The following is a 13,012-nucleotide window of genomic DNA, read 5'->3' as shown; positions in this document are numbered from 1 at the left end:
TGTTCAGGTCATTTTAATAAATATCACACCTGAATGAGAAACATATTGCCTTAAAAGCATCCATTATAATAGTGATTAATATCAACAAATATAAATATGTTTTTTTATGCGGCATATAAAGAAAAAGAATCGTGCCACTATTTAACCATGTCAAATTAAGCAATGACTTTGTGTGTAAATTGTCAGTTATGGTAAATACCCTCCCATTTAGGATAGAAATAAGCCATATGTCGATTTTATAATCGTAATGTCCTTTTTTTGAGATCTCCGTCACTGTTTTTCGTCGAATTTATTTAGATTAAAATTCGCAGAGATCAATAAAATGCTATTTTTATTCAATGTTATTAGTGGTTTATGTTTGTCTGTTAAAAGTACTACATATCAATTATTACTATTTTTAATGATTATAACTTTATCATTTAATCTAAATTGATATTTATCAATTTTAATATCGATGCGGTATGAGAGACTTTGAAGATATTTAGTGATAAGTAGTGCTTGTTTATATCTTCTGAGCATTATTTTATAAAGTGAATCAGGTTAAATTCCTGAACTGTACCCGCAACTGTGAACGAAATATCTAATCTTGTGTGATTGAATATATACTTCGTAAGTCAGAACCTGCTAAATAACCAACAATCAAACAGCCTGGGCGGGATCACTCAGAGTCATTGTATTTCGATTTCGGCCGCATTTAATGTTTGATTATATATAACTATCCCGACTGTGCCGGAGTTTCTGTTTGTGGGTAAATTAAAGCGTTCGAAAAGCAATAAAGAGCTGCGTTGGGGATATTCCACCGGAGCTTGTGCGGCCGCGGCGGCTCGCGCGGCGGTGCGGATGCTTATTTCGGATAAGCCGTTCTCTCAAATAAACATTCAACTTCCCAATCGAGATTTTGTGACGTTTCAGCTGGTTCGTTTAGAACGAATCGTTGAACGACAAGCTAAGCAAGTACTGGCCGGTATTATTAAAGATGGGGGAGATGACCCCGACTGTACCCATGGTCTAGAAATTCAGTGTACGGCTAAATGGAGTCATCATCCCGGAATTCAACTCAAAGGCGGGGAAGGGATAGCAACCGTGACGCTTCCGGGCCTTGAACTTCCGGTCGGCGAACCCGCTATCAATCCGATACCTAGGGCCAATATCCTCGAAATGGTGCAACTAGAGTGGGATCATTTAACGTTAACATCTCCACCAAACGGCAATAATGCTTTGGGCGAACCCTATTCTGGGCTCGAACTCACTATTTCGGCTCCCGGAGGAGTAGAAGCCGCGAAACAGACCATCAGTGAAAGGCTAGGTTTGATTGGTGGAATCTCCATCTTGGGCACGCGTGGAACGGTGAAGCCATTTTCTACCTCTGCTTATGCGGCGTCAGTAAGACAGTCGGTTCAGGTTGCAAAAAGCAATGGCCTAGAACACGTTATTTTGACCACGGGTAGCCGTTCAGAAAAATCGGCGATCAAGCAATGGCCAGAACTGACAGAATTGGCGTTTATTCAGGCCGGTGATTTTATTGGCGTTGGGTTAAGAGCGGCGAAACGCTTTCACTTAAAGCGCGTCACTTTGGTGGTCATGATCGGTAAATTAGGCAAATTAATTTCCGGTCGAATGATGACTCATGTATCTGGTCATGCTATCGATTTTAAACATCTTAGCAAGCTTGCCAGAGAGGCAAATGTACCCTCTTTCTTATGCGATAAAATTTCTGACGCAAACACCGGACGCCATGTATTAGAACTGGTTAGAGAAAACCAGCCAGAGTTGTTTCTTGAGCGCTTGTGTCAGGAGGCAAAAACTCATGCGGACCGTTATGTAACAAATGCGTTAGATATCGACGTTGTTTTAATCGATTTCGACGGTAAACCTTTAGCCCGATATTCCGATGTAAATTCGATATCAACCCCCAGTAAACCTATTGACCCAATTTCAGGTGAAAAGACATGGACACAATGAAACAGATGACCCAGCAAGGGCAGGTAATAGAGAATGATTCGTTCTCTATTATCGATCACGAGGTCCGCCAATTTCACGGTGGCCACCAGTTTAACGAGAAGCAGTGGCCCGTTGTGCGAAGGGCCATTCATACCACGGGTGATTTTGAGTTTGCTCAGTTGTTTCGGTTTGGTGACGGGGCGGTCGAAGCAGGAATTGAAGCGCTAAAGGCAGGTTGTCCGATTATTAGTGACGTGACGATGATCACCAGCGGCCTAAGCGCCCAACGTTTATCGGTATATAAAAATGATACACACTGTTTTATCAGCGACGAAGCGGTGATCACCATTGCGAAAGCGAAGGGTGAAACCAGAGCTATTTGGGCTATGCGTCGAGCACGGGATCTGGGCTTACTAGATGGTGCGATAATTGGCATCGGTAATGCCCCTACTGCGCTGTTTGAAGTACTAAGGATGGTGGAAGCGGAAGAGATAAAACCGGCACTAATCGTTGGTATCCCTGTCGGATTTGTTAAAGCTAAAGAGTCCAAACAGGCCCTCATTGACCAGAACAAGGTGCCTTATATTGCAAGTGTCGGCCGCAAAGGCGGTAGCCCTATTGTGGTGTCAACTATTCACGCACTTCTCTATCAAACGGTATAAATATATGGCAAGTATTACGGTAATTGGTGTTGCTGAAGATGGTTGTATGAGCTTAACCAGCAGGGCAGTTAATGCCGTGTCGAAAGCCAGAGTTGTCGCAGGCCATCCTCGTCATATGGCATGGTTTCCTCAATTCGATGGTGCCTTTCTCGATATGACCCAGGGTTTTTCAGTCTGGTTAAACAAGGTGATTGATGCGTCTGAAGAAGGGGATGTTGTGGTTCTTGCATCCGGAGACCCTCTTTTCTTTGGAATCGGAACAACCTTACTAAAAAGGTTACCGGCACAAGAACTTCTGTTCATTCCAACCCAAAGTTCGGCCCAACTTGCTTTTTCCCGATTGGGATTAACGTGGTCGACGGCTCAGTTTCTCTCCTGCCATGGTAGAGAGCGTGCTGGAATAGTGGCACAGATGCAGTCAGGTAGCCTGTTTGCGATCTTGACGGATTATAAAAACACGCCGCAAATTGTGGCAAAGCACATGCAACAGTTCAATGAAACCGGCTGGAGACTCACCGTCTGTGAGCAACTCGGTGGGACGGCAGAGCGCATTCGCTCGTTTTCGGTCGAAGAACTGGCCTGCAGTGACATCCTGTTCGATGGATTGAATATCATTGTCGCGCAACGGGAAATACACGCAAGATGGGGCGGAAATGGTCAGTTTTCTAGTGATGATAGCTTTGTCATGCGTATGCCACAAAAGGGACTGATTACTAAGCAAGCGGTTCGACATCTTGCTCTCACCAGTATGTGCATTCAGTCAGAAGACACGGTTTGGGATATCGGCGCGGGCTCAGGGTCTATCTCGATAGAGTCCGCTAAATTTGCCACAAAAGGCAAGGTGTTCGCTGTGGAATGCAATCAAACTTGCTTTGAAAACATTGAAGCGAATATACGCGCGCATGCGACCGATAATGTTCAGCTTATCTCTGACGCTGCCCCGAATGCGCTGACAGACCTGCCTAGTCCCGATGCGGTTTTCATTGGTGGGAGTCGAGGTGCGATGAACGATATTCTTTCTTATGTATGGGCCGCACTCAATATCGGTGGCCGCTTAGTCGTTTCAGCCGTCACGATGGACACTGTCGTAGACATTTATCAATGGGCCAAATCTAACGACCTCAATTTTGATGCACAGCTAGTGAATATCTCTAATACCCAACCACTGGCGCAATACCTTCGCTATCAGGCGGAAAATCCTATCCACCTCTTTTCAATTGTGAAATCTAAACACCCTTCGGGAGAAATTAATGAATAACGGCAAATTTGGTCAACTATACGCGGTTGGTGTCGGTACCGGTGATAGTGAATTGTTGACGCTGAAAGCGGCGCGACTAATTCAAGAAGCTGACGTTGTAGCGATTCCAGAAAAAAATAAAGGAAAAGCGGATTCATTTGCTTGGGAGATCGTGAGCGGCGCATTGCCAGAAGAAGCTATCCCGGGAGAGCGTTGTTTTTTGCATTTCCCCATGACTCGTGACGCGAGCGTAAATGTTCCGGCATGGCGTGTAGCCGCAATGACCATTCTTGATCGTCTCAAGCAGGGTAAATCCGTGGTTTTCGTTACCGAAGGTGACCCATCAGTCTTCAGCACATGGGCCTATATTCAAGAAGAGCTTGATGAAATAGCCCCCGAAATTGTGCCGATTATTGTGCCAGGAATTACCTCAATTACGGCGGTTCCTGCGGCGACAAAGATACCGTTGGCGGATGGTATGGAACGTTTTTGCGTCGTTCCAGCGACCTACGGAATTGAGAGCCTTGACACTCTAGTAAAAGAATTCGATACCATCATGCTTATCAAAGCAGGTCGAATGATCCCTCAGTTGTCGGCGAAACTGAAACAACTTGGTCTGAGCGATATGGCGACGTATGTGTCTCACGCTAGCACCGATAAACAAGAGATCTACCATGATCTCGACCAAGTACCGGAAGAGCATCGTTATTTCTCTATGGTGCAATTATCGATTCGTAGCCGCCGTGGCGTCTTGCGCGGCAAACAGTCGGTAGCATAAGTAGGTGAGAAGATGAAACTTGCGATTTACACCATCACCGTAGCGGGCGAAAAACAAGGGGCTAAGCTGAAAAGGGCGCTCCCTTTTGCCGATCTCTTTGTTGCCCCAATTGCGTTAGAAGTGTCACCAGGCGCGACACTATTGACGCTGCCGTTATCGAGCTTTGTGGCTGATAGATTTAGTCAGTATGACGGTCATATCTTCATCTGTGCAAGCGGTATCGTCAGTCGAATCATTGGGCCATTGTTGAAGGACAAAACAAGCGACCCAGCGGTGGTCTGTCTGGATGAGCAAGCGACGTTTGCTATCTCTATGCTTTCAGGGCACCGCGGTGGTGCAAATCAATTAACCGAACGAGTTGCCCATGTTGTTAAGGCGACGCCCGTTATAACAACGGCGTCTGATGTTTCTGAGACGGTCTCCGCGGATATGCTTGGTTCGCCATTTGGTTGGGTTCTTGATGCCATTTCAGAACCGTCAATTACAAAGGTTTCGGCCGCTATCGTCAACGAAGAGCCAGTGATAATCGCCCAACAGACGGGTAATAAAGATTGGTGGAAATACGACAAGCGCATGCCCGTTAACCTGATTAGCCATACAAGCCTAGATGGTGTCGAAAGTGCCCATTATCGGGGTGCAATCCTCATCAGTGATGAAAACCAAGTTGACCTATCCGGCTGGGAAAATAAGGTCGTACTTTGGAGACCAAAATCGTTAATTCTTGGTTTAGGTTGCGACCGAAATACGCCCTTGTCAGTATTGAAAGCGGGGTTAGAAGCCTTTAGCGAACAGTTTAATCTCTGTTTAGAATCCGTCGAAGCCTTCGCAAGTATTGACCTCAAGGCGGACGAAGTAGGGCTGCAACAACTGTCGGAACAGAATCAGTGGCTATTTAGCACCTATCCACCGCACCAACTGGATGGACTTGAAGGCATAGAAAGCCCGTCAGATTACGTCAAGAAAGTGACTGGCAGTAATTCTGTGGCAGAAGCGGCAGCATTAAAACGGAGTGGGACTAAACAGCTTGTCGTGCCCAAATGGGTATTCAAGCAAGATGGTTTTAACATGACGATAGCGTGTTGTCGCCGCGAATTTACCGAATCTTTGGTCAGGCATAAGCGTAAGAACTGGTTTGGTGAAAAAAAACATGGCAGCGAAGTTCGACATGGTGATAGTGAGTTAAACGCCACTGAGATCAAAGTAAATGCTTACGGTAATGAAGTGGTAGAAGGCTATCAATGCAAGCCAAAGCATGTGGATTTGGATCGGCCAATGCTGTTCTATAAACATCATATTTTGATCTGTGAAGGCAAACGCTGCGCCAAGGCCGGAAGTAAAAATCTTGCACACGACTTGCGATCAATATTGAAAGCGATGGGATTGTCGACTGGAGATCAGCGAATAAAAATAAGCAGAACCATGTGTGCCGGCGCTTGTCGCAATCGTTCGACAATGGTGGTCTACCAGCGAAGTGACAGATCTCTTTCTTTTGAAAACCAAGAGCCCTCTGAAAATAATGCGCTTTGGCTGCGAGGTATCGAAGCGTTTTCCGAACAGGAATGGAAAGCGTTGTTTAACGCGTTGGCAAATAACAGGCCGCTTTCTGAAGTGATAGACAATAAATATTTCGCGCAGATAGAAGGCGCGGACGAGACGAACCAATTATGAAAAATATAACACCTGCCGAGGAGGCAAACTGTGGCTAAATTATCTTTGGTGGGGTTAGGACCAGGAAGCGTAGACTTGATGTCGATCCGCGCTCAGGAAGTGATTAAACAAGCCGACGTGATAGTGGGCTACGGTCTCTATGTGAAACTTATCTCCTCGCTTATCAACAAACAGGCACTGGTAAGAACAGGAATGACCAAAGAGTGGCAGCGTGCCGATGCGGCCATTAAACTGGTTCAAGAAGGTAGCAATGTGGCCTTGGTTTGCTCTGGTGATGCTGGCATGTATGCGATGGCGCCCCTCGTGTTTGAACTGCTCTCTTCGCATCAGATTCATATTGAGGTGGAAACCATTCCCGGGATTACCGCGGCCAATGCTTGTGCGTCGTTAGTCGGTGCACCGTTAGGCCATGACAGTTGCACGATTTCGCTGTCCGATCTATTGACCCCGTGGGAGGTGATTATTCGTCGAATAGAAGCGGCAGCAATGGCTGATTTCGCGATTACCTTTTATAATCCGAGGTCGAAAAAACGTCAAAATCATATTGTAGAAGCGCAACGAATCATTCTTAAACACAGACCAGCGACCACGCCTGTGGCCGTTGTCAATGCGGCCTATCGAGATGAACAGAGTGTGCAGCTTTCGACGCTGGATAGTTTTACCGATCTTGAGTTTGGAATGAACGCGGCGGTTATTGTGGGGAATGAAAGCAGTTATCGTTTCAAGGACTGGATAGTGACTCCTCGCGGTTATAAGAACAAATACATTTTAGAAGATGGCGAGACACGAGAGGGTCAAACTCCGGGGCGCTCCCTTGAATACGCTTCAACGGAGATATCTTCCATTGAACCGCAACAATCTCTTGATAAAGACATGCTACAAAACAGTAAGGAAGTCGTATGACCGTTTATTTTATTGGTGCCGGACCGGGTGACCCAGATTTGATCACTGTAAAAGGTGCAAAACTAGTAGAGACCTGTCCGGTTATTCTTTATGCGGGAAGCTTGGTTCCTAAAGCGGTTATTGAACGCGCCCATCCAGAGGCGAAAGTGTACAACTCTGCCAGTATGGATCTGGATGAAATCACCAAAGTGTATACCGACGCCCATGAGCAAGGACAAGATGTTGCAAGGGTACAGACGGGGGATTTATCTATATATTCTTCCCTTGCTGAGCAAACACGCCGACTTAAGGTGCTAGGTATCGACTGGAAAGTCATTCCCGGTGTGTCTTCTTTTCAAGCATCTGCTGCGGCTTTGGGGCAGGAGTTGACGCTTCCAGAAGAGTGCCAAACGATTATTCTTTCACGTGCTTCTGGTCGTACTCCGGTACCAGACAAAGAGAATCTTAAGTCTTTAGCTCGACATGAAGCGACGCTATGCTTGTTTTTAAGCGCAACCTTGATAAGAAAAGTTGTTCGTGAACTTAGTGACGTTTATCCACAAAACTGGCCAGTTTGTGTGGTGGAAAAAGCCTCGCACCCAGAGGAACGCATTATTCGCGGCACCTTAGCGGACATCGCCGACAAGATGCATGACGCGAATATCCGTTCAACGGCCATGATTATTGTCAGCAAGGTATTTGCCATAGACGATTTTGTTGATTCTAAGCTGTACGATCCCACCTTTTCACACGCATGCCGTAAAGCGAAAGTGGTTGAGCCTTCTTCTCGTCGTGCTTTAGAAGTAGAGACCTCAGTAAAGGGAGAGTCACATGACGAAAGGTAAAGTCTATCTGATTGGTGCCGGTCCGGGCGATCCGGGGCTGCTTACCTGCCGAGCAAAACAGTTGCTGAGTACCTGTGATGTGGTTTGTTATGACAAGCTTGTGAGCGCGGCAATTCTTTCCATTATTCCAGAGCACGTTCAGTTGCATCAGGTCGGTTATCGCGGCTATCAAGGTATCCATATTGAATACGGTATGCACCCAGATGTAACGGAATTTGCGTTAGCGGGTAAACGCGTCGCTCGACTTAAAGCGGGTGACCCGTGTATCTTTGGTCGCACAACAGAAGAGTGTCGCGATCTAAAACAACACGACATTCCATATGAAATAATACCGGGTATTACCGCAGCATTAGGTGCGGCTTCTTACTCCGGTTTTCCTTTGACAAGCGGTGGTATCGCTTCTAGTGTCACCTTTGTCAGCGGACATAAAAATACGGAGACGCTTGCGTCATGGAGTAGACTTGGTCAAGCGGGTGGTACATTAGTGCTTTATATGGGCGCCAAAAAACTGGCACAGCATACCCAAAACCTTATCGAAAATGGCAGAAGTTCGCATACCCCCATCGCGTTAATATGTTCGGCGACAAGTGCTGATCATCAGTGTATTACGGGCACACTGGGTACGATCGCTGAAAAAGTCGATCATTCTACGCTTAAGGGACCGGCTTTAGTGATTGTTGGTGAGGTTGTTGCCCAAGCTGAGGAACTCAACTGGAGAAATAGCCTGCCATTAACTGGCGTTAGGATGCTTGTTTGTGGTCAGTATGAAGAAACGGCCTATTTACGTGACAAGGGCGCAGAGGTTATCGCGATCGAAAATGCCAGAGTCAGTTCGTTGATCGATCAGGAAGACCTAGACTATCTAGCAACGGCGCCGGAACTCGTTTTCGGCGACTTGCCCTCGTTTAACCTTTGGTGGAATGCAATACAAGAACATCGTTGGGACATCAGAAAGTTCGCGATGCCATTGGGTAGTAACAACCGGTTTGTTAGAAGTGCGTTGAAGAATATTGGTATTCAAGCAGAAAAAGTGTCTGACAATGCGTTAACATTGACGGTAAATGAAGAGAAAGCGTTTGGTGAAAAAAACCGATACTATCTTGTTGGACGAGTTAATAGTGAGCCACTTAGCTATACGATTCCAATGGTCGATTGGTTATTAGTAGAAGATATCGCGGTACTTAAATCCATCATTTCACACCATTCTATTGCATTGGAGAACGCTCAATTGGTTCCATTAAACGAAGAAGTTCGCCAGTGGGCAATCCAGCACGGGTATCTTTTAGATAATAGCGACTATCCTGAATTCATTGATATGTCAGACGTATTGAGTTCGCGAGAACGCGCTGATGTTGCCTGATTTCCTGCTCGCTAATGTCGAGTTGACCGTAGGGAAGAGCATGTTAGTTAGTGCGGTTATCCTTGTGGTTGCTTTGTGGTTGGATCGATGGTTTGGAGAACCAAAACGGTTCCACCCATTGATCGGCTTTGGGCGCATGGTAAATAGCCTTGAAAAGACGTGCCGGGCGTGTTCGTTCATTAGTGAAAAACAGCAGGGTGTACTTGCGTGGACAATGGCGGTTATTCCCGTTGTGGCCACGACGTATATTCTTTTGTCATGGGTCGCGCAGATATCTTTGTCATTATGGTTCGGGCTGAATGCGATAGTGGTATACCTGACAATCGGTGGGACAAGTCTTATCGAACATGCGCAGAATATCTATCGACCACTAAAAGCGGGTGATATAGATCAGGCGCGCTATCAGGTGTCGATGATTGTGAGCCGCAATACCGAAAAAATGGTTGAAAAAGAGATCACCTCTTCAACGATTGAGTCTGTCTTAGAGAATGGAAATGATGCTGTTTTTGCCCCTATGTTCTGGTTCTTGATCTTTGGCGCACCGGGAGCGGTGTTATTTCGTCTTGCTAATACGCTGGATGCTATGTGGGGCTACAAGAATAAACAGTATTTGAATTTTGGTTTTTTTAGCGCAAAAAGTGATGATCTTCTCGGTTGGATTCCAGCTCGCCTTACCGCGGTGATTTACGCGTTTCAAGGTAACTTCAGCAGTGCGATGCAGTGTTGGCGCGAACAGGCAAAACAGTGCAGCAGCCCAAATGGTGGCGTCGTGATGACAGCTGGCGCTGGCGCGTTACAAGTTATGATTGGTGGACCAACCTATTATCATGGCGTACTGCACGATAAAAAACCGATGGGCATAGGCAAGCCGGCTCAATGGCAATCAATCCCTGCGGCCAATCGATTGGTCTCACGTGGGAGTTTTGCTCTCGGTTATCTCTGGTTAATTTGTGTCATCGTAGGAGTAAGTTGATGGCGATTAAACATGGTGGCAATCTGAATAAGATAGCCGCTGAATATGGTACCGATCCAGAATGTTGGATTGACCTGTCAACGGGAGTGAGTCCTTTTACCTATCCAGTAGGCGACATCCCTCTCTCTGTTTGGAACCAACTCCCTCAAAATAATGATGGTTTGGAAGTGACGGCTAGGCGTTATTATGGCGGATTTTCTGACCCAGTTATTGTCGCGGGATCTCAGGCCGCCATTGTCTCTCTACCCGCAGTTCTTACTAAAGAAATGGGTCGCTGCGGTACAATATTGCTGCCAAGGGTTGGTTACAAAGAACACCAACATGCATGGACACAGTTTGAGCAGGATTCATGTCGCTGGAATGTACTGTTTTATGATGGTTTTCCGTCGGAACAACAGGTTGCAGAAAGTGACGTGGTATTGATAATTAACCCCAATAACCCGACGGGCAAGTTTAGTCCTAAGGATATGTTGGTTGCAATCGGCCAAAAAATGCAAGAGAAAAAAGGCTACCTTATCGTTGATGAGGCATTCGCTGACTGCACACCAGAGATATCGATGCTGAGTACTAACGAGCAACGGAGTAGCCTGATTGTTCTTCGCTCGGTAGGTAAATTTTTTGGGCTAGCGGGGGCCAGAGTAGGGTTTGTTTTTGCGTCGGAAAACATTAAAGGGTCACTCGAAGCATTGCTTGGTCCGTGGACAGTTACAGGCCCCGCTCGCTGGGTGATGAAAAAGGCACTATCCGATCTCCAATGGCAGAAAGAAGCGGCACGCCGTATCAAGTCGGCATCCATTCGATTGAATGGTCTTTTGGGTCAATATCTTGATGATAGAACATCGGTTACCGATCTCTTCATCACCGTTTACCTAGATGAGGCGACTGCGTGTCATGATTTTCTTTGCCAACAACACGTGCTAACACGCCTTTGTGATGAGAAAAATGCGCTTCGCTTCGGTCTGCCAGCGGATGAAACCCAGTGGAAAAAACTGGAATCAGCGTTATCTCTTTTGGCAAGAAATAGAGTAGTTGCACGGAACAAGGATCCTATCTATGAGTGAGTTAGAAACCGGCATAAATGCTATAGATGCTGACGAAACCGCCGATGTTGAACTGGTACTTGGTGGTGCACGGTCTGGTAAAAGTAGTTATGCGGAAAACAAGGCTAAAGCCTGTGGAAAAAGAGTCATTTATATCGCGACATCTGAAGTCAGAGATCAAGAGATGGCGAAACGGGTAGAAATGCACAAAATTCAAAGACCGTCTGAATGGCTGGTTGTTGAAGAGCCGTTTGACCTGTCTGAAACGCTAATGCAGTACAGCGATGATAGCAACTGTATACTGGTTGATTGCCTGACGCTTTGGTTGAGTAATTGCCTGTTTGGTGAGCAACCAAAAGAGTGGGCAGAGATCAAAGCCGAATTTATTCAAACGCTAAAGACCTTACCTGGGCAAGTCATTCTGGTCAGTAACGAGGTAGGCTGCGGTATTATTCCGATGGGTGAGATGAATCGCCGATTTGTTGATGAGGCAGGTTGGCTTCATCAAGCCATTGCTGCGCAGATCCCAAAAGTTACCCTTGTGACCGCCGGACTGCCATTAACGCTGAAAGGAAATTAACGATGACTTGGTTGAATTACATTACCTTGAATTCTGTTGCACCCGTTCCTAACCTGCATCTAATCAGTGATGCTGGTGCGGGTGAAGGATTAATGCAGCTTCATCCAACCAGAGATACAGAGCTCATTGCTTGTGGCAAAGCCAATACCCTTTTAAATGGTGAATACTTGCCTTCTCCTTTGTTGGGTAATGGTTCAGTTACTCCAGCGATATTGGTCCATGGACTTTTTAGTGCTTTGCAAAAGAAAGGGTTCAGAATACGTCTTCATTGTTATCAGCTTGGTTTGGACAATGTGCCAGATTTTAGTGACTGCAACATGGACGACGTGGTCATTCATTCATGCCAAACAGGTGATGAGTCGGCCCTAATTCAACAGGTTCTTGTGCCGGAACTTCGTCGCCAAGCGCTTGAGAAGGAAGAACATCTGATAGCGGAGTCTGGAATAGGTGGTACGACATTTGCGACGCTTTGGCTGCGACGCTTGCTCGACGAATCGCTCTGGTTTTCGGGGAGTACTAAAGACCCAGAAAAATTAATTAAAAAATCTCAAGCTGTCGATGATTTATGGAATAAATCTGCATTAATGGGCAACGATGTGAGTGGCTATATCAATAATATGGAATGTTCAGATCCGACTCAGCGAGCGTGTTGTGCTCTGCTTAATGCCGATTTGAACGGCCTTAACTTTGCAGGAGGCACAATGGTCTTTGCCCCTGTTATTGCCATGAATGGTAAGACTAAATCAAAGAATGTTTCTGTTGCGACGACTCGTTGGATGCTTGATTCACGCGACTCGAAAATAGCCGCTAATGCGCTACCGGACGAGTGCAGTTTAACCACGCCAAAGGTGGATTTTCTTCAGTCAAAATTTGACGCTATTCGGATGTACGAAAGAGGGTATGTCGTTGAAGGCTGTGGTCTAGGAGCGTGTCTGGTTTTTGCAGAACAACACGGCCTCTCACAGACTGAAATAATAGAAAGTATGGATAATGCGGTTGCACATTGGTTTACTGAGGTTTAGATAAGCCTACTGGAAAAAGAATGG

12 protein-coding genes and 1 riboswitch are annotated in these 13,012 nt (G+C 46.1%); all 12 genes read left to right on the top strand.

Going from position 1 to position 13,012, the window contains the following annotated elements; all coding sequences use genetic code 11:
* Nucleotides 1-472: 472 nt before the first annotated feature.
* A riboswitch (cobalamin riboswitch) is annotated at nt 473-643 on the top strand.
* 101 nt (nt 644-744) lie between these two features.
* The 12 genes from IUZ65_RS17990 to IUZ65_RS17935 are packed head-to-tail and all read left to right on the top strand — an operon-like array spanning nt 745 to nt 12,988.
* Entirely contained in the window at nt 745-1,962 is a 1,218-nt protein-coding gene (locus IUZ65_RS17990; RefSeq protein WP_231363624.1) for a cobalt-precorrin-5B (C(1))-methyltransferase, read from the top strand.
* Nucleotides 1,950-2,603, top strand: coding sequence for a precorrin-8X methylmutase (locus tag IUZ65_RS17985; protein ID WP_229638234.1), 654 nt, complete (start codon nt 1,950-1,952; stop codon nt 2,601-2,603). The genes IUZ65_RS17990 and IUZ65_RS17985 overlap by 13 nt, the downstream gene beginning before the upstream one ends.
* A 4-nt stretch (nt 2,604-2,607) precedes the next feature.
* Nucleotides 2,608-3,861 (top strand): precorrin-6y C5,15-methyltransferase (decarboxylating) subunit CbiE, encoded by a 1,254-nt coding sequence (gene cbiE, locus IUZ65_RS17980; RefSeq protein ID WP_195705412.1) that lies wholly within the window; start codon nt 2,608-2,610, stop codon nt 3,859-3,861.
* Complete coding sequence (gene cobI, locus IUZ65_RS17975) at nt 3,854-4,618, top strand: precorrin-2 C(20)-methyltransferase (protein ID WP_195705411.1); 765 nt, start codon at nt 3,854-3,856, stop codon at nt 4,616-4,618. Before cbiE ends, cobI begins: the two co-directional genes overlap by 8 nt.
* A 12-nt stretch (nt 4,619-4,630) precedes the next feature.
* Nucleotides 4,631-6,286, top strand: coding sequence for a cobalamin biosynthesis protein (locus IUZ65_RS17970; protein ID WP_195705410.1), 1,656 nt, complete (start codon nt 4,631-4,633; stop codon nt 6,284-6,286).
* Between the two features lie 30 nt (nt 6,287-6,316).
* On the top strand, nt 6,317-7,189 hold the full coding sequence (gene cobJ, locus IUZ65_RS17965) for a precorrin-3B C(17)-methyltransferase (protein ID WP_195705409.1): 873 nt from the start codon (nt 6,317-6,319) through the stop codon (nt 7,187-7,189).
* On the top strand, nt 7,186-8,013 hold the full coding sequence (gene cobM / locus IUZ65_RS17960; protein WP_195705408.1) for a precorrin-4 C(11)-methyltransferase: 828 nt from the start codon (nt 7,186-7,188) through the stop codon (nt 8,011-8,013). Before cobJ ends, cobM begins: the two co-directional genes overlap by 4 nt.
* On the top strand, nt 8,000-9,373 hold the full coding sequence (gene cobA, locus IUZ65_RS17955) for a uroporphyrinogen-III C-methyltransferase (protein ID WP_195705407.1): 1,374 nt from the start codon (nt 8,000-8,002) through the stop codon (nt 9,371-9,373). The genes cobM and cobA overlap by 14 nt, the downstream gene beginning before the upstream one ends.
* Nucleotides 9,363-10,346 carry an adenosylcobinamide-phosphate synthase CbiB gene (gene cbiB / locus IUZ65_RS17950; RefSeq protein WP_229638233.1) on the top strand — a complete coding sequence of 328 codons (984 nt, stop codon included), beginning with the start codon at nt 9,363-9,365 and terminating at the stop codon, nt 10,344-10,346. Before cobA ends, cbiB begins: the two co-directional genes overlap by 11 nt.
* Nucleotides 10,346-11,407 (top strand): threonine-phosphate decarboxylase CobD, encoded by a 1,062-nt coding sequence (cobD, locus tag IUZ65_RS17945; protein WP_195705406.1) that lies wholly within the window; start codon nt 10,346-10,348, stop codon nt 11,405-11,407. The genes cbiB and cobD overlap by 1 nt, the downstream gene beginning before the upstream one ends.
* Complete coding sequence (gene cobU / locus IUZ65_RS17940; protein WP_195705405.1) at nt 11,400-11,966, top strand: bifunctional adenosylcobinamide kinase/adenosylcobinamide-phosphate guanylyltransferase; 567 nt, start codon at nt 11,400-11,402, stop codon at nt 11,964-11,966. The genes cobD and cobU overlap by 8 nt, the downstream gene beginning before the upstream one ends.
* 2 nt (nt 11,967-11,968) lie before the next feature.
* Nucleotides 11,969-12,988 (top strand): hypothetical protein, encoded by a 1,020-nt coding sequence (locus IUZ65_RS17935; RefSeq protein WP_195705404.1) that lies wholly within the window; start codon nt 11,969-11,971, stop codon nt 12,986-12,988.
* Nucleotides 12,989-13,012: the final 24 nt, after the last annotated feature.

This window comes from Vibrio sp. VB16, from assembly GCF_015594925.2.
GTDB lineage: Bacteria > Pseudomonadota > Gammaproteobacteria > Enterobacterales > Vibrionaceae > Vibrio.
The sequence above is the reverse complement of the archived record's forward strand: the minus strand, read 5'-3'. Positions and strand labels throughout refer to the sequence as shown.

What these genes read in the sequence shown, in the direction of transcription:
- cbiB (WP_229638233.1), top strand. Translation starts at nt 9,363, where the DNA reads ATGTTGCCTGATTTCCTGCTCGCTAATGTCGAGTTGACCGTAGGGAAG.
- cobM (WP_195705408.1), top strand. Translation starts at nt 7,186, where the DNA reads ATGACCGTTTATTTTATTGGTGCCGGACCGGGTGACCCAGATTTGATC.
- cobI (WP_195705411.1), top strand. Translation starts at nt 3,854, where the DNA reads ATGAATAACGGCAAATTTGGTCAACTATACGCGGTTGGTGTCGGTACC.
- IUZ65_RS17970 (WP_195705410.1), top strand. Translation starts at nt 4,631, where the DNA reads ATGAAACTTGCGATTTACACCATCACCGTAGCGGGCGAAAAACAAGGG.
- IUZ65_RS17985 (WP_229638234.1), top strand. Translation starts at nt 1,950, where the DNA reads ATGGACACAATGAAACAGATGACCCAGCAAGGGCAGGTAATAGAGAAT.
- cobA (WP_195705407.1), top strand. Translation starts at nt 8,000, where the DNA reads ATGACGAAAGGTAAAGTCTATCTGATTGGTGCCGGTCCGGGCGATCCG.
- cbiE (WP_195705412.1), top strand. Translation starts at nt 2,608, where the DNA reads ATGGCAAGTATTACGGTAATTGGTGTTGCTGAAGATGGTTGTATGAGC.
- IUZ65_RS17935 (WP_195705404.1), top strand. Translation starts at nt 11,969, where the DNA reads ATGACTTGGTTGAATTACATTACCTTGAATTCTGTTGCACCCGTTCCT.
- cobD (WP_195705406.1), top strand. Translation starts at nt 10,346, where the DNA reads ATGGCGATTAAACATGGTGGCAATCTGAATAAGATAGCCGCTGAATAT.
- cobU (WP_195705405.1), top strand. Translation starts at nt 11,400, where the DNA reads ATGAGTGAGTTAGAAACCGGCATAAATGCTATAGATGCTGACGAAACC.